This is a genomic window from Streptomyces malachitofuscus, assembly GCF_055571035.1.
On sequence record NZ_JBVIGA010000004.1, the window covers coordinates 242,331 to 264,498 of the forward strand.

General features: G+C 70.7%; 16 protein-coding genes. 7 read left to right on the plus strand and 9 right to left on the minus strand.

Annotated features, from left to right (window positions below; translation table 11 throughout):
• Nucleotides 1-49: 49 nt before the first annotated feature.
• Both ACZ44S_RS07825 and ACZ44S_RS07830 read right to left on the minus strand, forming a co-directional pair.
• A complete protein-coding gene (locus ACZ44S_RS07825; protein ID WP_466925639.1) occupies nt 50-952 on the minus strand; it encodes a tRNA (adenine-N1)-methyltransferase in 903 nt (300 codons plus the stop codon).
• Between the two features lie 100 nt (nt 953-1,052).
• Nucleotides 1,053-2,663: a site-2 protease family protein gene (locus ACZ44S_RS07830; RefSeq protein WP_466925642.1), complete on the minus strand. Its 1,611-nt coding sequence runs from the start codon at nt 2,661-2,663 to the stop codon at nt 1,053-1,055.
• 175 nt (nt 2,664-2,838) lie between these two features.
• Here ACZ44S_RS07830 and ACZ44S_RS07835 point away from each other — a divergent pair, with 175 nt between their 5' ends.
• Together ACZ44S_RS07835 and ACZ44S_RS07840 are read left to right on the plus strand one after the other, a co-directional pair.
• Nucleotides 2,839-3,783: a RecB family exonuclease gene (locus ACZ44S_RS07835; RefSeq protein WP_466925645.1), complete on the plus strand. Its 945-nt coding sequence runs from the start codon at nt 2,839-2,841 to the stop codon at nt 3,781-3,783.
• 14 nt (nt 3,784-3,797) lie between these two features.
• Nucleotides 3,798-4,469: a response regulator gene (locus ACZ44S_RS07840; protein WP_037932336.1), complete on the plus strand. Its 672-nt coding sequence runs from the start codon at nt 3,798-3,800 to the stop codon at nt 4,467-4,469.
• 70 nt (nt 4,470-4,539) lie between these two features.
• Here the strand turns inward: ACZ44S_RS07840 and ACZ44S_RS07845 are convergent, their stop codons facing one another.
• The 4 genes from ACZ44S_RS07845 to metH all read right to left on the minus strand — a co-directional run bounded on the left by ACZ44S_RS07845 (nt 4,540) and on the right by metH (nt 12,580).
• On the minus strand, nt 4,540-6,120 hold the full coding sequence (locus ACZ44S_RS07845; RefSeq protein WP_466925648.1) for an ABC transporter substrate-binding protein: 1,581 nt from the start codon (nt 6,118-6,120) through the stop codon (nt 4,540-4,542).
• 64 nt (nt 6,121-6,184) lie between these two features.
• Nucleotides 6,185-7,792, minus strand: coding sequence for an ABC transporter substrate-binding protein (locus tag ACZ44S_RS07850; RefSeq protein WP_466925650.1), 1,608 nt, complete (start codon nt 7,790-7,792; stop codon nt 6,185-6,187).
• A 445-nt stretch (nt 7,793-8,237) separates the two neighbouring features.
• Entirely contained in the window at nt 8,238-8,939 is a 702-nt protein-coding gene (locus tag ACZ44S_RS07855; RefSeq protein WP_466925652.1) for an HAD family hydrolase, read from the minus strand.
• A 128-nt stretch (nt 8,940-9,067) separates the two neighbouring features.
• Nucleotides 9,068-12,580 (minus strand): methionine synthase, encoded by a 3,513-nt coding sequence (metH, locus tag ACZ44S_RS07860; protein WP_466925655.1) that lies wholly within the window; start codon nt 12,578-12,580, stop codon nt 9,068-9,070.
• A 296-nt stretch (nt 12,581-12,876) separates the two neighbouring features.
• Here metH and ACZ44S_RS07865 point away from each other — a divergent pair, with 296 nt between their 5' ends.
• The 5 genes from ACZ44S_RS07865 (at nt 12,877) to ACZ44S_RS07885 (ending at nt 19,322) form a co-directional block, all read left to right on the plus strand.
• Nucleotides 12,877-13,641, plus strand: a complete 765-nt coding sequence (locus ACZ44S_RS07865; protein ID WP_190166294.1) for an IclR family transcriptional regulator — start codon at nt 12,877-12,879, stop codon at nt 13,639-13,641.
• A 333-nt stretch (nt 13,642-13,974) separates the two neighbouring features.
• Entirely contained in the window at nt 13,975-14,769 is a 795-nt protein-coding gene (locus ACZ44S_RS07870; protein ID WP_466925658.1) for an MIP/aquaporin family protein, read from the plus strand.
• Nucleotides 14,770-14,852: 83 nt separating this feature from the next.
• Nucleotides 14,853-16,391, plus strand: coding sequence for a glycerol kinase GlpK (glpK, locus tag ACZ44S_RS07875; protein WP_466925661.1), 1,539 nt, complete (start codon nt 14,853-14,855; stop codon nt 16,389-16,391).
• An 8-nt stretch (nt 16,392-16,399) separates the two neighbouring features.
• Nucleotides 16,400-18,016 carry a glycerol-3-phosphate dehydrogenase/oxidase gene (locus ACZ44S_RS07880; protein ID WP_466925663.1) on the plus strand — a complete coding sequence of 539 codons (1,617 nt, stop codon included), beginning with the start codon at nt 16,400-16,402 and terminating at the stop codon, nt 18,014-18,016.
• 319 nt (nt 18,017-18,335) lie between these two features.
• Nucleotides 18,336-19,322, plus strand: coding sequence for a PAC2 family protein (locus ACZ44S_RS07885; protein WP_466925665.1), 987 nt, complete (start codon nt 18,336-18,338; stop codon nt 19,320-19,322).
• 79 nt (nt 19,323-19,401) lie between these two features.
• Here the strand turns inward: ACZ44S_RS07885 and mshC are convergent, their stop codons facing one another.
• From mshC to ACZ44S_RS07900, 3 genes are all read right to left on the minus strand, one after another.
• The gene (gene mshC, locus ACZ44S_RS07890; protein WP_466925668.1) at nt 19,402-20,631 is read right to left on the minus strand and encodes a cysteine--1-D-myo-inosityl 2-amino-2-deoxy-alpha-D-glucopyranoside ligase; all 1,230 of its coding nucleotides are present in this window, start codon (nt 20,629-20,631) and stop codon (nt 19,402-19,404) included.
• Between the two features lie 138 nt (nt 20,632-20,769).
• A complete protein-coding gene (locus ACZ44S_RS07895; protein WP_466925671.1) occupies nt 20,770-21,603 on the minus strand; it encodes an SCO1664 family protein in 834 nt (277 codons plus the stop codon).
• A complete protein-coding gene (locus ACZ44S_RS07900) occupies nt 21,567-22,157 on the minus strand; it encodes a DUF3090 domain-containing protein (RefSeq protein WP_466925674.1) in 591 nt (196 codons plus the stop codon). The genes ACZ44S_RS07895 and ACZ44S_RS07900 overlap by 37 nt, the downstream gene beginning before the upstream one ends.
• Nucleotides 22,158-22,168 lie beyond the last annotated feature (11 nt).

Consider the following 22,168-nt stretch of genomic DNA (forward strand, 5'->3'; position numbering starts at 1 on the left):
TCGGGAACTGCGCCACGGCGCCCGTACGTTGTGGGGGCGACGGACCGCGTCAGCGGGCGGCGCCTCCGTCGGCGTTGGGGCCGGCGTAGTCCTCGCCGTAGGCGCCCTTGGCGGGGCGGCGGCGGCGCATGGGCGGCTCGACGCCGTCGGCGAGGCGGCGGGCGGTGAGCAGGAAGCCGGTGTGGCCGATCATCCGGTGGTCCGGGCGGACGGCCAGGCCCTCGATGTGCCAGTTGCGGATCATCGTCTCCCAGGCGGTCGGCTCGTTGAAGCAGCCGATCTCGCGGATGGACTCGACGGTCCGGGCCAGCTGGGTGGTGGTGGCGACGTAGCAGCAGAGGATGCCGCCGGGGACGAGCGCCTTGGAGACGGCCTCCAGGCACTCCCAGGGAGCGAGCATGTCGAGGATGACGCGGTCGACGTCGGTGTCGGACAGGTTGTCCTGGAGGTCGCCGACGGTGAGCTGCCAGGCGGGGTGCGGTCCGCCGAAGTAGCGCTCGACGTTCTGCCGGGCGATGTCGGCGAAGTCCTCGCGGCGCTCGTAGGAGTGCAGCATGCCCCGGTCGCCGATGGCGCGCAGCAGGAAGCTGCTGAGCGAGCCGGAGCCGACGCCGGCCTCGACGACGCGCGCGCCGGGGAAGATGTCGGCGAAGGCGAGGATCTGCCCCGCGTCCTTCGGGTAGACGACGGCTGCCCCGCGGGGCATGGACAGGACGTAGTCGGGGAGCAGGGGGCGCAGCGCGAGGTAGGCGACGTTCCCGGTGGTGCGGACAACGCTGCCCTCGGGAGCACCGATCAGTTCGTCGTGGGGGAAGGAACCCTTGTGGGTGTGGAAATTCTTCCCGGCCTCGAGCGTGAACGTGTAGTGGCGGCCCTTGGGGTCGGTCAGCTGAACCTGGTCCCCGACCTTGAAGGGCCCGCGCCTGCGGGCGGCACCGGTCGGTTCGGACATGTGACCAGCCTACCGTTCCCCGGGGCCCGTCCCGACCGTGGGCGCCCGGTGCGGGTCCGCGTGGCCGCGCGCGGTTCGCCGCGCCGTTTCGGGGCCCGGTTCAGCTGGGCCGTGCCATGGCCTTGACGAAGGCTCGTTCCACGTCCGCGGCGGACAGGACGCCGTAGATCTCGCCCGTCTCCTCGACCACGAGGTACTCGGTGGCCGGTGCCGCGCGCAGGGCGTCCAGGAGGTCCTCTCCGGCGAGCTCCGCGGAGACGCGCATGCCGTCGGTGAGGTCCTGGGCGAGGCCGCTGACCGGGACCCAGGGGCGGCGGTGTTCGGGGACGCCGACGATGGCCGCCTCACGGACCAGGGAGAGGGGCACGCCGTCGGCGTCGACGACGACCAGGGCCCGGGCCCCGGCGGCGTTGGCGCGGCGCAGGGCCTCGGAGAGGGGGGTGTCGCTCTCGACGGGTACGGCGCGGCGGGTGAGCGTGCGGGCGCGCAGCTCGGGCAGGTGTTCCCGCAGCCGGGCCATGCGCAGGCTGTTGCCGGCGCCGGTCCAGATGATCGCGGCGAGGATGGCGGCGAGCAGGGCGTCCAGGACGGTGTCCATGCCGACGTTGTCGACGGCGTCGGAGCCGAGGGCCCCGGACTGGGTGAGCAGCGGCAGACCGATCAGGACGGAGACGGCGAGGGCGCGGCCCACCCAGGCGGCGGCGATGGTGCCGGTCATCGGCTTGCCGCTGATGGCCCAGACGACGGCGCGGAGCATGCGGCCGCCGTCGAGGGGGAGGCCGGGCAGGAGGTTGAAGACGGCGACGATGAGGTTGGAGATCATCAGGCCGGCCAGCAGCACCCCGGGGACGCTGCTGGGGTCGACCGCGAGCAGGGCCAGGTAGAACAGGCCGGACAGCACCAGGGAGAGCAGGGGGCCGACGAAGGCCAGCACGAACTCCCGGCCGGGTGTCTCGGCCTCCTTCTCGATCTCGGAGACACCGCCGAAGAACTGCAGCTGGATGCGGCGCACCGGCAGTTTGAAGCGGAGGGCGGCGAGGGTGTGGGCGAGCTCGTGGACGAGCACGGAGGCGTAGAAGGCGACCGCGAAGAACAGGGAGACCAGATAGCTGGCGGCGCCGAGTTCGGGCAGGACGCGGTCGATCTGTCCGCCGAAGACCCAGGTGATGAGGATGGCGACGAGGAACCAGCTGGGCGCCACGTACACGGGTACCCCGAAGGGCCGCCCCATCAGCAGTCCGCCCCGCTTCCGCTCCTCCGGTCGCTGCGGGCCGGGGCCCTGGCCGCCGCCGGAGTGGGCCGGCGTGCGGTGGGCGTGGTGCCGTGCCTCGGGGGCGCCGGCGGGCGGAGCGGCCGGCGCGCCCTGGCCTGCGGCGGGGACGTCGGGACGGTCGGCTCCGGGCGGCGCGCCCTCCTGCGGCCCGGGCGTGGGGCTCGGGTCCGCGGGGGCGGTGTGGTCGGTGGCGTCCGCGCCCTGGGCGCCGTGACCGGCCTCGGCGGGAGGTGACGGGGGTCCGGCCGTGCGGGCGTCGTCGGCGGGCGGTGAGGAAGGTTCCTGCGCGCGGGTGCCGTCGGCGGGCTCGGCCGGGGGCGTGGGGTGTGCGCCGGTCCCGGGGAGGGCGTCGTCGGTGGCCGGGGCCTGGGGCCCTGTGCGGTCGGCCGACTCGTCGTTGCCGGGCCGCGGCTGCCCGCGCCCGCCGCTTACATCCACCGGTGTCCCCTCGTTCGCTGCGTATCCCGCGCCTGCCGGACGGGAGGTCTCACGTCGATGGTATGCGGCGATCGCCGCCCGTTCCGCCCCGGCACCCCTGTCTCTACCCCCTCCTTCCCCTTCTCTCCCTTCGGTCACGCCGCACTGTCGGTGGTGGGCCGTAAGGTCTGTGGTCATGGAGACGAGCACCGAGGGCGCGGCGCGGCCCGACAGCAGCGCGGTCACGGCGGGGACGGCAGTGGACGCGGTCGTGGTGACCGGGGCTTCCGTCATACCGCCGGCGTCGCTGTCCCCTTCGCGTGCGAGCGACTTCATGCAGTGTCCGCTGCTGTACCGGTTCCGGGTGATCGACCGGCTGCCGGAGAAGCCGAGCGAGGCGGCGACCAGGGGCACGCTGGTGCACGCGGTGCTGGAGCGGCTCTTCGACGCCCCCGCGGCCGAGCGCACCGCGCCGCGGGCGAAGGCGCTGGTCCCGGGCCAGTGGGACCGGCTGCGCGAGACCCGCCCGGAGGTCGTGGAGCTGTTCGCCGACGACCCGGACGGCGAGCGGCTCGCCCGCTGGCTGACGGAGGCGGAGACGCTGGTCGAGCGCTGGTTCGCGCTGGAGGATCCGAGCCGGCTGGAGCCCGCGGAGCGGGAGCTGTTCGTCGAGGCGGAGCTGGAGTCGGGGCTGCGGCTGCGCGGCATCATCGACCGGGTCGACGTGGCGCCCACCGGCGAGGTGCGGATCGTCGACTACAAGACGGGCAAGGCCCCCCGCCCGGAGTATGCCGAGGGTGCCCTGTTCCAGATGAAGTTCTACGCGCTGGTCGTCTGGCGTCTGAAGCAGGTGATCCCGCGCCGGCTCCAGCTCGTCTATCTGGGCAGCGGTGACGTGCTGACCTACGACCCGGTGCGCGCCGATCTGGAGCGGGTCGAGCGCAAGCTGCTCGCGCTGTGGGACGCGATCCGGCTGGCGACGGAGACGGGTGACTGGCGTCCGCGTCCGACGAAGCTGTGCGGCTGGTGCGACCACCAGGCCCACTGTCCGGAGTTCGGCGGCACTCCCCCGCCGTATCCTCTCCCCGTGAGGGCGGCTGAGTCGGGCGGGGGCCATCAGGGCAGAATGGGGCCGGACTAGCGAAGGAGACTTACGTGGCCATCCGCGTCCTACTGGTCGACGACCAGCCGCTGCTGCGCACCGGGTTCCGGATGATTCTGGAGGCCGAGCAGGACCTCGCGGTCGTCGGCGAGGCCGGAGACGGCCTCCAGGCCCTGGACCAGGTGCGGGCGCTGCAGCCCGATGTGGTGCTGATGGACATCCGCATGCCGCGGATGGACGGGGTGGAGGCGACCCGGCAGATCACCGGGCCCGAACGGAACGGGCCGGCGAAGGTGCTGGTGCTGACGACGTTCGACCTCGACGAGTACGTGGTGGAGGCCCTGAAGGCGGGGGCCAGCGGCTTCCTGCTGAAGGACGCCCCGGCCAATGAGCTGGTGCAGGCGATCCGCGTGGTGGCCGCCGGGGAGGCGATGCTCGCGCCGAGCATCACGCGCCGGCTGCTGGACAAGTACGCCACGCATCTGCCCTCCGGTGACGAGCCCGTGCCGGACACGCTGCACACGCTGACCGAGCGTGAGGTGGAGGTGCTGAAGCTGGTGGCGCGCGGGCTGTCCAACGCGGAGATCGCCGCCGATCTGTTCGTCAGCGAGACCACCGTGAAGACGCATGTCGGTCATGTGCTGACCAAGCTGGGCCTGCGCGACCGGGTGCAGGCCGCGGTCTACGCCTACGAGAGCGGGCTGGTGCGCCCCGGCGCGCAGTAGCCGCGACAGGTGCGACAGGACGAGGGCGCCCTCCCGGCCGGGAGGGCGCCCTCGTCGTGCTCGTGCGGCGTCAGCTCTTGCTGAGCTCCCAGAACCGGAACACGGTCGAGGCGTCGAGGCAGTACTCCACGCCGTACACACCGTCCTGGACGACCGCGTACTGCTTGGCCTGCCAGACCGGGAGGACGGGGATGTCCTCCGCGACGATGTCCTGGACCCGGCCGAAGTCCTTGTCGGTGGCGGCGCGGTCCCGCTGGGCGGCGGTGCGCGGGAGGAGTGACTCGGTGATCGTGCTGTTGTCGTAGTGGTTGTCCAGCACGTTGCCCTCGCCGAAGAAGGGCCCGGTGAAGTTGTCGGCGTCCGGGTAGTCCGGGACCCATCCCTTGACGTAGACGCCGTACTTGCCGGCGGCGATGTCCTTCTCGTACTGGGCGAAGGGGACGGACTCGACGTCGGCGTCGAAAAGGCCGCTGGCGTTGAGCTGTCCGGCGATCGCCTGCAGTTCCTGGTCGGTGGCCGGGCCGTAGCGGGACGGGGTGGACCACAGGGTCAGCTTCACCTTGCCGCTGATGCCCTCCCTCTCCAGTGCCGCGGCGGCCTTGGACTTGGAGGGGCGGGCGCCGTAGGTGTCGAAGAAGGCCGTGTTGTGGCCCGCGACACCGGCGGGGATGATCGAGTAGAGCGGGGTGGCGGTGCCCTCGTAGACGTCCCGGATGAGGGCGTCGCGGTCGAGGAGATGGGCGATGGCCTTGCGTACGCCGGGCTTCCCGGCGACCGGATCGTCCATGTTGAAGACGAGGTGCTGGACCTCGGCGCTGCTGCCTTCGACGACGTCGATCCCGCCGGTGCCGCGGTCGGTCTTCTCGATGTCGGCGACGGCCTGGGCGGTGAGACCGCGGTAGGCGATGTCGACCTCGGCCTCCTCGACGGCCCGCTGCAGCCCCTTCTGGTCGCCGTGGAAGAACTCCAGCGTCACACCGGAGTTCTTGGGCTTCGCGGTGCCCCGGTAGTGCTCGTTGACGGAGAACACGGCACGGTCGTTGCCGAACGACTCCAGCTTGTACGGGCCGGAGCCGACCGCTTCGCCGTCCTCGCGGAGTCCGTTCGCGTCGTACTCGCGGTGGTCGACGATGGCGCCGGCGCCGGAGGCGATCTTGCTGGGGAAGGTGGCGTCGGCGGTGTTGAGCTCGAAGACGACCGTCTTCTCGTCGGGGGTGCTGACGTTCTCCAGCGTGGGGAACATGACCGCCGGCCCGTCGGGGTCGTTGATCTTCAGCATGCGGTCGAAGGAGAACTTCACGTCCTTCGAGGTGAGCGGGTCACCGTTGCTGAACTTCAGCCCGTCCCGCAGGGTGCAGGTGTAGACCTTGGTGCCGGTGCCCGAGAAGGCGCAGTTCTCGGCGGCGTCGGGCTGCGGCTCGGTGGCTCCCTTGGGGAAGCTCAGCAGCGACTGGAAGACGTTGTTGAACAGCAGCCAGGAGCCGGGATCGTAGCCGGAGGCCGGGTCGGTGGCCAGGACGTCGTCGGACATCCCCACCACGATGCCGGAGCCGTCGGCTCCCGTGCCGTTCTCGGTGCCACAGCCGGTCAACAGGCCGGAGGCCAGCCCTGCCACGAGGGGCAGGACCGGCCACTGGTTGCGCAGGTTCACGTGCTTTGCCTTGTCGTTCTGTGTGCCCGGAGCAGGTGGACGCTCCGGGCACCGTGCAGGTCCGTCAGCCGCTGGCGCCGCGTCCGAGCTCCCACAGCTGGAGAGTCGAGGACGAGTTGAGGGCGTAGGCGGTGCCGGTGATGCCGTCGCGTGTGGCGATGTACTGCTTGCCCTGCCACAGCGGCAGCACCGGAACGTCGTCGGCGACGATGTCCTGGATCTCCGTGAGGCTGTCGGAGGCGGACAGACGGTCGGCCTGGCGGCGCGACTGCGGGATCAGATCCTTGCGGATCTTGTTGTTGGCGTAGGGCGAGTTGAGGAAGTTGTCCTCGTCGAGGAAGGGCGAGATGAAGGCGTCGGCGTCCGGGTAGTCCGGGAACCAGCCCATGCCGTAGACGTCGTACTTGCCCTTGCGGCCACCGGGGCTGAACTCGTTCCAGGGCACGCCCTTGATGTCGGTCTCGAACAGGCCGCTGTCGTTGAGCTGCTTGCTCAGCTGCTCGAACTCGGCCTTGGTCGCGGGACCGTAGTGGTCGGTCGTGTAGTGCAGCGTCAGCTTCACCGGCGTGCTCACGCCGGCCTCCTCGAGCCGCTGGCGTGCCTTGGCCACGTTCGGGTCGCCGTACGTGTTGAAGAACGCGTTGTTGTGGCCGGTGACGCCGGCGGGGACCAGCGAGAACAGGGGCTCGGCCTGGGTGCCGTAGACGTTGCCGACCAGCTTGCCGCGGTCGATGATCTGCGCCATCGCCTGGCGGACGGCCTTGTCCTCGACGGTCTCGGCCTCGGTGTTGAAGGCCAGGTAGCGGATCTCCAGACCCGGCGACTCGACCAGTTCGATCTCGCTGTCGGAGGCGTTGGCGAGCTTCTGGATCTGCTCGGGCGACATGGAGCGGGTCATGACCTGGATGTCGCCCTTCTCCAGCGCCTCCCCCATCGCCTCGGAGGTCTCGAAGGTCCGCATCTCGACCTTGTCGTTGTTCACCTCCAACGCGCCCTTGTAGGACGTGTTCTTGCTGAAGGTGGCCTTGACGATCTCATTGTCCTCGACCTCGGCGTCGAGGGTGTACGGCCCGGAGCCGCTGACTTCGAAGCCTTCGCGCAGCTTGTTCTTCTCGTAGTCGTCCGGGTTGACGATGCCCGCGACCGGGGTGGACAGCTTGTACGGGAAGGTGGCGTCGGCGGCCTTGAGGTGGAAGATCACCTCGTTGTCGCCCTGCGTCTCCACGGTGTCGATGGTGGAGAGCAGCGCGAAGACGCCGCTGTCGTGCTTGATGGCGAGGGCCCGCTCGATGGAGTACTTCACGTCGGCCGCGGTGATCGCGTCGCCGTTGGAGAACTTCAGGCCGTCACGGAGCTTGCAGCTGTACCGCTGGTTGCCGGCGTCGGTGAATCCGCACGACTCGGCGGCATCCGGCACGGGCTCGCCGTCGCCACGGGGCTGGACCATCAGGGTCTGCACGGTCTGCCGCAGGACGTTCCAGGTACCGACGTCGTAGGCCATGGCCGGGTCGAGGGGCGCGTTGCCGTCCTCCTCCGATGCGGTGAACCGGTCCGTGGTGCCCACGACGATCGCATCGCCGTCGCCGCTCCCGCCCTCGGTGTCGCCGCAGGCGGCGAGCACCGGCGCGAGGAGGCCCATCGCGGCCGCCAGCACCAAAGTCTTGCGGTTCATGCTCGAGTTTCTCCAGGACTGTCGACTCCGTGTATCCGGCATGCAGGGGTTGTTGCAGCGGATCACATGGATGGGGGCGAGGTTCTCGCGACGACATTAGTCCGCGCCCGCAGGAGGGTTCGCAGCCGCCGGAGTTGACCGCTCATCACGCAGTGAAACCGGGTGTGAACGGATCGGCGAAGGTGACCGGGGAAGGATTAGTGCAGGTTCCCACCAATCAGGACACAAGGGCGCACCGGCCACGTCCGAAATCGGGCGGACGGCACACCCGGACATCGTTGTCGACCCCCTCGCGTGTGGCGAACCTCACATGTGAAAACGGGCTCCGAAGCGCCGGAATTCGGCCACCGGCAACCGGAACGAATTCTTTCGGGCAACTGCCCGTCACCGGCAACCGAGTGGCGGAAATTCCGGTTTCCCGTGCCGTGGCACGCTGGGTGAACGCCTAGCGCATTTCCGTCATCAGCCCGCGCAGGAATGTCAGGTCCACGACTTCCAGCGAGGGGACGACCGTCCGCCGGGCGGCCGACGTGATCGGGCCCACCGAAGGCACCGCCACGACCTGACAGCCCGCCGCCTCCGCGGCGGTGACACCGGTCACGGTGTCCTCGACCACGGCGCACCGCGCGGGGTCCGCACCGAGTCCCGCGGCGGCCGCGAGATACGGGTCGGGGTGCGGCTTGGTGCGCGGCACCTCGTCACCCGCGACCGACAGCCTGAAGTGCTGCGGCCCCAGCGTGGTCAGCACCCGGTCGATGATGCGCCGGTGGGAGGCGGAGACGAGCGCCGTGGGGATCTCGTGCTCGGCGAGTTCGGCGAGCAGCCGCGCGGCGCCCGGCATCAGCGGCAGGGCGCGGTCGATGCGGTCCTCGAAGCCGTCGTTGAGGAGCACCGTCAGTTCGGCGAGACCGATGTCGGCACCGGTCGCCTCGATGAGAAACCCCGCGCTGCGGGTCATCGGGCCGCCGACCACGACATGGCGCCAGGCGTCGTCGAGGGTGTGGCCGAGGGAGGCGAACACCTCGACCTCGACGTCCCACCAGAAGCCCTCGGTGTCCACCAGGGTGCCGTCCATGTCGAGGAGCACGGCCTGGAGGGCCGAGCCTTCGGCCGTAAGAGTTCCGAGCGCGGGGACCGTACTGGTCATCCACGTACCTCCTTGAGGGAAGACCAGGCCGGTTCCCACGGGGGGAACCGGCCTGCAGTGGACCGACCAGTGTACGTCGTGCGGTCCTGGAATGCCTGATGTGACCCGTGCGACGGTACGCCGACGCCTCAGCGGGCGTTGAAGTACTTGGCCTCCGGGTGGTGGATCACGATGGCGTCCGTGGACTGCTCGGGGTGCAGCTGGAACTCCTCGGACAGGTGGACGCCGATGCGCTCCGGCCGGAGCAGGTCGGCGATCTTGGCACGGTCCTCCAGGTCCGGGCAGGCGCCGTAGCCGAGGGAGAAGCGGGCACCCCGGTACTTCAGGGCGAACATGTCCTCCATCTCGGCCGGGTCCTCCGCGGAGAAGCCGAGCTCGGAACGCACGCGCGCGTGCCAGTACTCGGCGAGCGCCTCGGCCAGCTGCACGGACAGTCCGTGGAGCTCGAGGTAGTCGCGGTAGGCGTTGGCCTCGAACATCCGCGCGGTCTCCTCACCGATGCGGGAGCCGACGGTGACGACCTGCAGACCCACGACGTCGGTCTCCCCGGACTCCTCCGGCCGGAAGAAGTCCGCCAGGCACAGATGGCGGCCGCGGCGCTGGCGCGGGAAGGTGAAGCGGGTGCGCTCGTTGCCCTGCTCGTCCAGGATGATCAGGTCGTCGTCCTTGGAGACGCACGGGAAGTAGCCGTAGACCACGGCCGCCTCCAGCAGGTTCTCCGTCTGCAGCCGGTCCAGCAGCCCGCGCAGCCTCGGCCGGCCCTCGGTCTCGACGAGCTCCTCGTACGTCGGTCCCGCCCCGGTGCGGGCCTGCTTCAGGCCCCACTGGCCCTTGAAGAGGGCGCCCTCGTCGAGCCAGGTCGCGTACTCCTTGAGCTGGATGCCCTTGATCACGCGGGTGCCCCAGAAGGGCGGCTCGGGGACCGGGTTGTCGGTGGCGACGTCGGAGCGGACGTGTCCCGCCTCGGGCCGCTCCTCGACCTCCACCGCCGCGGCCCGCACCCGGCGCTGCCTCAGCTCGGGGAGCTGGGCTCCGGGGACGCCGCGCTTGATGCCGATGAGGGCGTCCATCAGGCGCAGGCCTTCGAAGGCGTCGCGGGCGTAGCGGACCTCTCCCTGGTAGATCTCGTGGAGGTCCTGCTCGACGTAGGCGCGGGTGAGGGCGGCGCCGCCGAGGATGACGGGATAGTCGGCGGCCAGCCCGCGCTGGTTGAGCTCCTCGAGGTTCTCCTTCATGATCACGGTGGACTTGACCAGCAGGCCGGACATGCCGATGACATCGGCCTTGTGCTGGTCGGCGGCGTCCAGGATCGCGGAGACGGGCTGCTTGATGCCCAGGTTGACCACGTTGTAGCCGTTGTTCGACAGGATGATGTCGACGAGGTTCTTGCCGATGTCGTGCACGTCGCCGCGCACCGTGGCCAGCACGATCGTGCCCTTGCCCGCCTCGTCGGTCTTCTCCATGTGCGGCTCGAGGTGCGCGACGGCGTTCTTCATCACCTCGGCGGACTGGAGCACGAACGGCAGCTGCATCTGCCCGGAGCCGAACAGCTCACCGACCACCTTCATGCCGTCCAGCAGCGTGTCGTTGACGATGTCCAGCGCCTTGCGGGACTCAAGGGCCTCGTCCAGATCGGCCTCGAGACCGTTGCGCTCGCCGTCGATGATCCGCCGCTTCAGCCGCTCCTCCAGCGGCAGCGCGGCCAGCTCCTCCGCCTTGCCCGCCTTCAAGGACTTGGCCGTCGCCCCTTCGAACAGGGCCATCAGCTTCTGCAGCGGGTCGTAGCCCTCACGCCGCCGGTCGTGGATCAGGTCGAGGGCGGTGGTGACCTCCTCCTCGCTGAACCGGGCGATGGGCAGGATCTTCGACGCGTGGACGATCGCCGAGTCCAGGCCCGCCTTGACGCACTCGTCCAGGAAGACGGAGTTCAGCAGGATCCGGGCGGCCGGGTTCAGGCCGAAGGAGATGTTCGACAGCCCCAGGGTGGTCTGCACGTTCGGATGGCGGCGCTTCAGCTCGCGGATGCCCTCGATGGTGGCCAGACCGTCGCCCCGGGACTCCTCCTGGCCGGTGCAGATGGTGAAGGTCAGGCAGTCGATGAGGATGTCCTCCTCACGAATGCCCCAGTTGCCGGTCAGGTCGGCGATCAGCCGCTCGGCGATCTCCACCTTCTTCTCGGCGGTGCGGGCCTGGCCCTCCTCGTCGATGGTCAGCGCGATCAGCGCCGCACCGTGCTCCTTGGCCAGCTGGGTGACGCGCGCGAAGCGGGACTCCGGGCCGGCGCCGTCCTCGTAGTTCACCGAGTTGATCACCGCACGACCGCCGAGCTTCTCCAGCCCCGCCCGGATGACGTCGACCTCGGTGGAGTCCAGCACGATCGGCAGCGTGGAGGCGGTCGCGAACCGCCCGGCCAGCTCCTCCATGTCGGCCACACCGTCCCGGCCGACATAGTCCACGCACAGATCCAGCATGTGCGCGCCCTCACGGATCTGCTCCCGCGCCAGCTCCACACAGTGGTCCCAGCGGCCCTCGAGCATCGCCTCACGGAACTTCTTCGACCCGTTGGCGTTCGTCCGCTCACCGATCGCCAGGTACGAGGTGTCCTGCCGGAACGGAACCGTCTGGTACAGCGACGCGGCACCCGGCTCGGGGCGAGGGTCGCGCTCGGAAGGCGTCACGTCCCGCACCCGCTCCACCAGCTGCCGCAGATGCTCGGGCGTGGTGCCACAGCAGCCGCCCACCAGCGACAGCCCGTAGTCCCGCACGAACGTCTCCTGCGCGTCCGCCAGCTCCCCGGCGGACAGCGGGTACCGCGCACCGTCCTTGGTCAGCTCCGGCAGGCCGGCGTTCGGCATGCACGACAGCCGCACCCGCGCATGCCGGGCCAGATAGCGCAGGTGCTCGCTCATCTCCGCCGGCCCCGTCGCACAGTTCAACCCGATCATGTCGACACCCAGCGGCTCCAGCGCCGTCAGCGCCGCGCCGATCTCCGAGCCCAGCAGCATCGTGCCGGTGGTCTCCACCGTCACCGACACGATCAGCGGGACCTCGAACCCGGCGGTCTCCATCGCGCGGCGGGCGGCGATCACGGACGCCTTGGTCTGCAACAGGTCCTGCGTCGTCTCCACCAGCAGCGCATCCGCACCGCCGGCGAGCAGGCCCTCCGCGTTCTGCTGGTAGGCGTCGCGGATGGCGGTGAAGGTGGTGTGGCCGAGGGTGGGCAGCTTGGTGCCGGGGCCCATCGAGCCGAGGACCCAGCGCGGCCGGCCGTCCCGCGCCGCGAACTCGTCCGCGGTCTCGCGGGCGATGCGCGCACCCGCCTCGGACAGCTCGGTGACGCGCTCGGGGATGTCGTACTCGCCCAGAGCGGTCAGGTTGGCGCCGAAGGTGTTGGTCTCGACGCAGTCGACTCCGGCGTCGAAGTACTCCGAATGGACCGAACGGACGATGTCCGGGCGGGTCAGGTTCAGGATCTCGTTGCAGCCCTCGAGGTTCTGGAAGTCCTCGAGAGTGGGGTCCTGGGCCTGGAGCATGGTGCCCATCGCTCCGTCGGCGACCACCACGCGGGTGGCGAGCGCCTCTCGGAGAGCGGACACACGGGTCCGGCTGTCGGCGGAAGGGGTCAGCGGCAACGAGGCCATGAAAGGGGCTCCCTCAGGTGCGACGGCTGTCGGCTTTGCGGCTGTCCGGAAAGCTTCTGATCGCTTCCCGGAAGGGCGCACGCCGTCAGGGTATCCGGGAGCGCGCCCTGATGTTCAGGGCGTCCACGGGGCGGACGATGATGGCCGATACACGGTGTGCGGAGGAGGAGTTGCCGAACCGATCCCGGCCGACCATTAGCGAGAGGTCGGCATCGACCGGTAGTGTTCGGCATTGCCGAACAGCGGCAGCGGCGCGTCGCGGGTCGACGGTCGAAGGGGACGGAGGCAGGACGGCGATGGCACGGAACATCCAGTCGCTCGAACGGGCGGCAGCGATGCTGCGGCTGCTCGCGGGTGGCGAGCGGCGGCTCGGCCTGTCGGACATCGCCTCCTCGCTGGGCCTCGCCAAAGGCACCGCCCACGGCATCCTGCGCACCCTCCAGCAGGAGGGGTTCGTCGAGCAGGACGACGCCTCCGGGCGCTACCAGCTGGGCGCCGAGCTGCTGCGCCTGGGCACCACCTATCTCGATGTGCACGAGCTGCGGGCGCGCGCCCTGGTGTGGACGGACGACCTGGCCCGTTCCAGCGGCGAGAGCGTCTATCTCGGCGTGCTGCACCAGCAGGGCGTGCTGATCGTGCACCACGTCTTCCGGCCCGACGACAGCCGGCAGGTCCTGGAGATCGGGGCCATGCAGCCGCTGCACTCCACGGCCCTGGGCAAAGTGCTGTCGGCCTACGACCCGGTCGCCCACAGCGAGGCGCTGGAGGCCGACCGCAAGGCCTTCACCGACCGCACCGTGTGCGACCTCGACGCCTTCGAGCACATCCTCGACCTCACCCGCGCGCGGGGGTACGCGGCGGACGTGGAGGAGACCTGGGAAGGTGTCGCCTCCCTCGCCGCCCCCATCCACGACCGGCGGCGCATGCCGGTGGGCGCGGTCGGCATCGCCGGGGCGGTGGAGCGCCTGCGCCGGGACGGCGAGCTGCGGCCCGAGCTGATCGCTGCAGTCCGGGACTGCGCCCGCGCGGTGTCGCGGGACCTGGGCGCCGGGCGGTTCTGAGCCCACGACGGACGACGACCGGTGTGCCGTACGGCGCTCCGGTCGTCTTCGCGTGCGGGCGTGCACAGCTTTCCGGGAGACGCCGGAACCGCCCGTGAGGACCGGCGGCCCGGGGCGATCAGTAACGATCGCGTTATCGCCAACCAGACTCTTGACGCATCCGTGGCGCCGGGAAAGACTCCCGTCCATCGGTCGGCATTGTCGAACACCTACCGGCAATACGCGCTAGAGTGTGACAACGCCAAGGGCCGGCATCGCTCTCACCCCTGAGGGCGCCAATCCCCGGTGGGACCCGGGGGTCGGCTCCCTGGACGAAGGACAAAGGAGTCGCGGGTGTCCAGCTCCGACATCTTCATCGGCGAGACCATCGGTACCGCCATACTCATCCTGCTCGGCGGCGGCGTGTGTGCCGCCGTGACGCTCAAGGCCTCCAAGGCCCGTAACGCCGGCTGGCTCGCCATCGCCTTCGGGTGGGGCTTCGCCGTCATGACGGCGGTGTACATCGCGGGGCCGCTCTCCGGGGCCCACCTCAATCCGGCCGTGACCGTGGCACTCGCCATCAAGGACGGCGACTGGAGCAACGTTCCGACCTACTTCGCCGGAGAGTTCCTCGGCGCGATGATCGGTGCGACTCTGGTCTGGGCGGCCTACTACGGCCAGTTCCACGCGCACCTCACCGACAAGGAGATCGTCGGCGGTCCGGGGGCGCAGGCCACCGCCGCCAAGTCCGTCGAGGCGCAGGAGAAGGGCGCGGGCCCCGTGCTCGGCGTCTTCTCCACCGGTCCGGAGATCCGGCACACGGTGCAGAACCTCACCACGGAGATCATCGGCACCGTCGTGCTGCTGCTGGCCGTGCTCACCCAGGGCCTGAACGACGCGGGCAACGGCCTCGGCGTGCTGGGCGGTCTGATCACGGCGCTCGTGGTCGTCTCGATCGGTCTGTCCCTCGGCGGCCCGACCGGTTACGCGATCAACCCGGCCCGTGACCTCGGACCGCGCATCGTGCACGCCCTGCTGCCGCTGCCGAACAAGGGCGGCTCCGACTGGTCGTACGCCTGGGTCCCGGTGGTGGGGCCGCTGATCGGCGGCGCCCTCGCGGCCGGAATCTACAACGTCGCCTTCGCATAGGTGACCAGGTCGCCGAAAACAGCGAATGTTGTAGAAGCGCCGCACATACAGCCCCGTAACCAAGGAACAGCCAGGAGCACACAGTGACCGACGCCCACACCGCCGGCCCCTTCATCGCCGCCATCGACCAGGGGACCACCTCGTCCCGCTGCATCGTCTTCGACCGCGACGGACGCATCGTCTCCGTCGACCAGAAGGAGCACGAGCAGATCTTCCCCAAGCCGGGCTGGGTCGAGCACGACGCCACCGAGATCTGGACCAACGTCCAGGAGGTCGTCGCGGGAGCCATCGAGAAGGCCGGCATCACCCGCGACGACATCAAGGCCATCGGCATCACCAACCAGCGCGAGACCACCGTGCTGTGGGACAAGAACACCGGTGAGCCCGTCCACAACGCCATCGTCTGGCAGGACACCCGCACCGACGCCCTGTGCCGCGAGCTCGGCCGCAACGTCGGGCAGGACCGTTTCCGCCGCGAGACCGGCCTCCCCCTCGCCTCCTACTTCGCCGGCCCCAAGGCCCGCTGGCTGCTCGACAACGTCGACGGGCTCAAGGAGCGCGCCGAGGCGGGCGACATCCTTTTCGGCACCATGGACACCTGGGTCATCTGGAACCTGACCGGCGGTCCCGACGGCGGCCACCACGTCACCGACGTCACCAACGCGTCCCGCACGATGCTGATGAACCTGCACACCATGCAGTGGGACGAGAAGATCGCCGAGTCGATCGGCGTCCCGCTGGCGATGCTGCCCGAGATCCGTTCCTCCGCCGAGGTCTACGGCGAGATCAAGGGCGGCAAGCTGGGTGACCTGCTCGGCGGCATCCCGGTCGCCTCCGCACTGGGCGACCAGCAGGCGGCCCTGTTCGGCCAGACCTGCTTCTCCGAGGGCGAGACCAAGTCGACCTACGGCACCGGCACCTTCATGGTGATGAACACCGGTGACAAGATCATCAACTCCTACAGCGGGCTGCTGACCACCGTCGGTTACAAGATCGGCGACCAGGACACGGTCTACGCCCTGGAGGGCTCGATCGCCGTCACCGGCTCGCTGGTGCAGTGGATGCGCGACCAGATGGGCCTGATCTCCACCGCCGCCGAGATCGAGACCCTCGCGCTCTCCGTCGAGGACAACGGCGGAGCCTACTTCGTGCCGGCCTTCTCCGGTCTGTTCGCCCCGTACTGGCGCTCCGACGCCCGCGGTGTGATCGCCGGCCTGACCCGGTACGTCACCAAGGCGCACCTCGCGCGCGCCGTGCTGGAGGCCACCGCCTGGCAGACGCGGGAGATCGCGGACGCCATGACGAAGGACTCCGGTGTGGAGCTCACCGCCCTCAAGGTCGACGGCGGCATGACCTCCAACAACCTGCTGATGCAGACGCTCTCGGACTTCCTGGACGCCCCCGTGGTGCGCCCGATGGTCGCCGAGACCACCTGCCTCGGCGCCGCCTACGCCGCCGGCCTCGCCGTCGGCTTCTGGAACAGCACCGACGACCTGCGCGCCAACTGGCGGCGGGCCGCCGAGTGGACCCCCCGCATGGACGCGGAAACCCGCGACCGTGAGTACAAGAGCTGGCTCAAGGCCGTCGAGCGGACCATGGGCTGGCTCGAGGACGAGGAGTAAGAACCGCCATGACCACCCAGTCCACCCTGCAGTCCGTACCTGCCCTGGGGACGCGCCCGGCGTCCGGCTCGAACCCGAGCCGCGCCGAGACCCGGGAGCAGCTCTCCAAGGCGTCGTACGACCTTCTCGTGATCGGCGGCGGCATCCTGGGCATTTCCACCGCCTGGCACGCCGCGCAGTCCGGCCTCAGGGTGGCTCTGGTGGACGCCGGTGACTTCGCCGGCGCCACCTCCTCCGCCTCCTCCAAGCTGCTCCACGGCGGCCTGCGGTACCTGCAGACCGGCGCGGTGAGGCTGGTGGCGGAGAACCACTTCGAGCGCCGTGCGGTCTCCCGGCAGGTGGCCCCCCACCTGGCGAACCCGCTCACGTTCTACCTCCCCGTGTACAAGGGCGGGCCGCACGGCGCGGCGAAGCTCGGGGCCGGCGTCTTCGCGTACTCGGCGCTGTCCGCGTTCGGTGACGGCGTCGGCCACCTGCTCTCCCCGGCGAAGGCCGCGCAGGACGTGCCGGAGCTGCGCACCGAGAACCTCAAGGCCGTCGCCGTGTACGGCGACGACCAGATGAACGACGCGCGCATGGCCCTGATGACGGTCCGCGCGGCGGCCGAATCGGGCGCGGTGGTCCTCAACCACGCCGAGGTGACGGGCCTGCGCTTCACCAAGGGCCGGGTGACCGGCGCCGAGCTGCGCGACCGCCTCTCCGGCGACGAGTTCGGCGTCAACGCCCGCCTCGTCCTGAACGCCACCGGCCCCTGGGTCGACCACCTGCGCCGTATGGAGGACCCCGATGCCGCGCCGTCCATCCGTCTGTCGAAGGGCGCGCATCTGGTCCTGAAGCGGACCTCCCCGTGGAAGGCGGCGCTCGCCACGCCGATCGACAAGTACCGCATCACCTTCGCCCTCCCCTGGGAGGACATGCTGCTGCTCGGCACCACGGACGAGGAGTTCGAGGGCGACCCGGCGGACGTCGCGGTCACCGAGAAGGACACCGCGCAGATACTCGACGAGGCCGCGTTCTCCATCCGCGACCAGCAGCTCGACCGTGACCTGATCACGTACGCCTTCGCCGGACTGCGGGTGCTGCCGGGCGGCCCCGGGGACACCGCCAAGGCCAAGCGGGAGACGGTCGTCACCGAGGGCCGGGGCGGGATGCTGTCCGTCGCGGGCGGCAAGTGGACCACGTTCCGCCACATCGGCCGCACCGTGATGCAGAAGCTCCAGTCGCTGCCCGGTCACCCGCTGGGCGAGGACTTCGAGCCGGTCTCCTCGCTGCCGAAGAAGCTGCCGCTGCCCGGTGTGGCCAACCCCCGCGCGGTGGCCCACCGGCTGCTGGTGGACGGCCCGGCGCCCGGCCCGCGGATGGCGGCGGACACCGCCAAGCACCTGGCCACCCACTACGGCTCGCTGGCCTTCGACATCGCCCGGCTGGCCAACGAGGACCCGGCACTGGGCCGGCGCGTCCACCCGGACGCCCCGGAGATCTGGGCGCAGGTCGTCTGGGCCCGGGACCACGAGTGGGCTCAGACCGCGGACGACGTGCTGCGTCGCCGCACCACGCTGACCATCCGGGGCCTGGCCACGGACGAGGTCCGCGCGAACGTACAGGACCTGCTCGACAAGAAGTGACCGCCGGTCCCCCGGCTCCCCCGCACGGGAGCCGGTAGCGGGAAGGGGGCGGCTCCGCGCCGACGGAGCCGCCCCCCTTCGCGTGCGGGTCCGCAACTCCAGCCGGCGGCGCCGGGCTTCGTCGTCGGGTGGCGGCGTGCCGCTCCGGCCGTGAACCGTGTCTTCCGCCTCCGGGTCCCCCGCACCGACGAGGAGTGTTTCCCGGTGCCGCACGGGGCAGTGATGGGGGCACCTCCCCTTGTCGGGGGGCTGCGGGCGCCCCGTGGGCACGCCGTAAGGTTGGGGCCGTACGCGAGGGCACGTCGGAAGGAGGCGCTGGGTGATCGAGCTCGAGGGGGTTCCCGAGCTGATCGACCCGGTCATGGTGGCCGCGTTCGAGGGCTGGAACGATGCCGGTGACGCGGCCTCCACCGCGGTCGCGCACCTGGACAGGGAGTGGAAGGGCGAGGTGTTCGCGGCACTGGACGCCGAGGACTACTACGACTTCCAGGTGAACCGCCCCACGGTGTTCATGGACGGCGGCGTCCGCAAGATCACCTGGCCGACGACGCGGCTGTCGGTGGTCCGGGTCGGCGGTGACACACCACGCGACCTGGTACTGGTCCGCGGCATCGAACCGTCCATGCGGTGGCGCTCGTTCTGCAACGAGATCCTCGGTTTCGCACATGAACTCGGCGTGGAGCTGGTGGTCGTGCTGGGCGCGCTGCTCGGCGACACCCCGCACACCCGTCCGGTCCCGATCAGCGGGACCACGTCCGATCCCGAGCTGGCCCGCCGCATGGACCTGGAGGAGACCAAGTACGAGGGCCCCACGGGCATCGTCGGCATCCTCCAGGAGGCGTGCACCCACGCGGGCGTGCCCGCGGTGTCGCTGTGGGCGGCGGTCCCGCACTACGTCTCGCAGCCGCCCAACCCGAAGGCCACGCTGGCCCTCCTCAACCGCCTGGAGGACCTGATCGACGTGCGCATCCCGCTGGGCGAGCTGCCCGAGGACGCGCGTGCCTGGCAGGTGGGTGTGGACCAACTGGCCGCGGAGGACAGCGAGGTGGCCGAGTACGTCCAGACGCTGGAGGAGGCGCGGGACACCGCCGAACTGCCGGAGGCGTCGGGCGAGGCGATCGCCCGCGAGTTCGAGCGCTATCTGCGGCGCCGTGACGGGGCGTCGGGGCCGCCGGGCGGGCATGCCACGGCGGACGGCTCGGACGGTCCGTCATACCGGCGGGAGGGGCCGGGCGGCCGGGCCCGGCCGCCGAAGCCGCCCAAGCCGGAGACGGACGCGGACGGCGAGGAGCCGTCGGACGACTGACCGGATCGCGAACGAGAACGAGGGCGCCCCTTCCTCGCGGGAAGGGGCGCCCTCGTTCGTGTGTACGGTCGCCGGTCGCTTACAGGGCCACGCCGAGCAGCGCGTCCACCGCGCGGGAGACGATGCCGGGTGCGCCGGTGTCGCTGCCTCCGGTCTCCTCCTGGAGGACGGTCCAGCGGTCGACGGCCGCCAGTGCGGCCGGGGCGTCCAGATCGTTGGCGAGGGCCTCGCGGATCTCCTCCACCAGGGCCTCGGCGGGCGGGCCGTCGGGGCGGGAGACGGCGGCCCGCCAGTGTTCCAGGCGGGTCACGGCGTCCTGGAGGACCTGGTCGGTCCACTCCCAGTCCGCGCGGTAGTGGTGGGCGAGCAGCGCCAGCCGGATGGCGGCAGGGTCCACGCCGTCGCGCCGCAGTTGCGACACGAACACCAGGTTGCCCTTGGACTTGGACATCTTCTCGCCGTGCAGTGCCACCATGCCGGCGTGGACGTACGCCTTGGCCATGGGGAATGCGCCGGTGAGCACCTGGGCGTGCGAGGCGCCCATCTCGTGGTGCGGGAAGACGAGGTCGGAGCCGCCGCCCTGGACGTCGAAACCCATGCCGAGGTGGTCGAGGGCGATGGCCACGCACTCGATGTGCCAGCCGGGGCGGCCCCGGCCGAGGGAGCCGCCGTCCCAGCTCGGCTCTCCCTCGCGGGCGGCCATCCAGAGCATCGGGTCGACGGGGTTCTTCTTGCCCGGCCGGTCCGGGTCGCCGCCGCGCTCGGCGGACAGCAGGCGCATCGCGGCCGCGTCGAGGTGGGAGATCTGGCCGAAGTGCCGGTCCGACTCGACGGAGAAGTAGATGTCGCCCTCGATCTCGTAGGTCGCGCCGAGATCGCGCAGCCGTTCGACGACCGGGACGATGCCGGGTATCGCCTCCACGGCGCCTATGTAGTGCCGCGGGGGCAGCATCCGCAGAGCCGTCATGTCCTCACGGAACAGCGCGGTCTCGCGTTCGGCGAGCGCGGTCCAGTCGAGGCCGTCGCGGTCGGCCCGCTCCAGCAGCGGGTCGTCGACGTCGGTGACGTTCTGGACGTAGTGAACCTGCCGCTTGTTGTCGAGCCACACGCGCTGCACCAGGTCGAACGCGTTGTAGGTCGCCGCGTGTCCGATGTGGGTGGCGTCGTAGGGGGTGATGCCGCAGACGTAGATACGGGCGACAGGGCCGGGGTCGAGGGCGATCGGACCCCCGGTCGCGGTGTCGTGGATCCTCAGGTCGCGGCCCTGACCGGACAGGGCGGGGACCTCGGAAGCGGGCCAGGCATGCATGTCATGAGCCTAACCGGACCGGAGTTCCGGATACGAACCGGAGCGGGCCGGATGACCAGGAAGGCCCTCTTGCACGCGCCCCGCGCGGTGTGCTTTCCCCGTGGGCCGCCCGGTCGTGCGCGGTGACCTCCGGGGTGGTCAGACCGGGGGCCAGGGAATGGCCGGCCAGTCGGTGCCCGGATGCGGGTGCACTCCGGTGCTGAGCAGGGAGTCGACACGGGCGCGCGTGGCGTCGATCTCCGCGGGGGTGATCAGGGGGGTGAGGATCGCGGTGAGCGGGCCCGCGGCGGTGAGGGTGTCCCTGAGGCGCTCCAGGACCTCCAGGGCCTCCTGCGGCAGGGGCTCCCCCGCCCAGCCCCACAGCAGCGTGCGCAGCTTGTCCTCGGCGTTGAAGGTGACCCCGTGGTCGATGCCGTAGAGCCGTCCTTCCGCGGTGGGCAGGAGGTGGCCGCCCTTGCGGTCGGCGTTGTTGATCACCGCGTCGAACACGGCCAGCCGGCGCAGCCGCTCGTCGTCGGCGTGCACGAGCAGGGCGGTGCGGCCCTCACCGACCTCCGCGAAACCGATCGCCTTCCAGCCCGGCTCGGGCTCCTCACCGTCCACCAGGGCGAGGAACTCCGTGCCGGGCGCCGTGTCCACCCACAGCTGGCACATGCCCTCGCCGTAGGGGCCCTCCCGCAGCACGGTGGGCGGTACGAGCCCCCACCCGGTCGCCTCCGACACCTCGTACGCGGCGACCTCGCGCGCGGCGAGCGTGCCGTCGGGGAAGTCCCACAGGGGCCGCTCCCCCGCGACCGGCTTGTAGATGCAGGCGGCCTCTCGTCCCTCGTGGGTGACGGTGCAGTACAGCGCCGCGTTCGACGCCTCACGGATGCGTCCGCGCACGGTCAGCTCGCCCTGGGCGAGCAGTTCCGCGGCGGCCGGGTCGACGGTCGTCACGCTCCGCGGCGGTATCCGTTCTGGCGCGGACATACGTGTCCCTCCGGGTCGAGCGGGAGGCTGCACAGCGGACACGGCGGCCGCCCCGCGTTGACGACGTCCAGGGCGCGCTTGGCGAAGGCCCGGGCCTGCGAGCCGGTCAGCCGGACGCGGAGCATCGGAGGCCCGTTCTCCTCGTCCTGGAGCAGCCGCTCCTCGGCCTCGGCCAGGTCCTCCTCGGAGTCGGCGTCCAGTTCGACGAGCGCCTGCGCCTCGACGATCATGCGCTGGTCCTCGCCGTCCCAGGCGAGCGCCATGGTGCCGACGCGGAACTCCTCCTCGACGGGGGTGTCCAGCGGGGCGGTGTCGGCCACCTCGGTCGGCGCCATGGCGGGCACCGCGGCGCTGCCGCCGCTGCGGCGTACGACCTCGTCCAGGAGCTCGTCCATGCGCTCGGCGAGCGCGGCGACCTGGGTCTTCTCCAGGGCCACGCTGGTCACCCGGGAGCCGGCGGAGGCCTGGAGGAAGAACGTACGGCGCCCTGGCAGTCCGACCGTACCGGCCACGAAACGTTCCGGCTGGTCGTAGAGGAACACCTGACGGGACACGTCCTGTCTCC

Excerpts from the sequence above, each read along its gene's own strand:
- ACZ44S_RS07850 (WP_466925650.1), bottom strand. The coding sequence starts at position 7,792 with ATGAACCGCAAGACTTTGGTGCTGGCGGCCGCGATGGGCCTCCTCGCG.
- ACZ44S_RS07825 (WP_466925639.1), bottom strand. The coding sequence starts at position 952 with ATGTCCGAACCGACCGGTGCCGCCCGCAGGCGCGGGCCCTTCAAGGTC.
- ACZ44S_RS07865 (WP_190166294.1), top strand. The coding sequence starts at position 12,877 with ATGGCACGGAACATCCAGTCGCTCGAACGGGCGGCAGCGATGCTGCGG.
- ACZ44S_RS07855 (WP_466925652.1), bottom strand. The coding sequence starts at position 8,939 with ATGACCAGTACGGTCCCCGCGCTCGGAACTCTTACGGCCGAAGGCTCG.
- ACZ44S_RS07880 (WP_466925663.1), top strand. The coding sequence starts at position 16,400 with ATGACCACCCAGTCCACCCTGCAGTCCGTACCTGCCCTGGGGACGCGC.
- metH (WP_466925655.1), bottom strand. The coding sequence starts at position 12,580 with ATGGCCTCGTTGCCGCTGACCCCTTCCGCCGACAGCCGGACCCGTGTG.
- ACZ44S_RS07835 (WP_466925645.1), top strand. The coding sequence starts at position 2,839 with ATGGAGACGAGCACCGAGGGCGCGGCGCGGCCCGACAGCAGCGCGGTC.
- ACZ44S_RS07895 (WP_466925671.1), bottom strand. The coding sequence starts at position 21,603 with ATGTCCGCGCCAGAACGGATACCGCCGCGGAGCGTGACGACCGTCGAC.
- mshC (WP_466925668.1), bottom strand. The coding sequence starts at position 20,631 with ATGCATGCCTGGCCCGCTTCCGAGGTCCCCGCCCTGTCCGGTCAGGGC.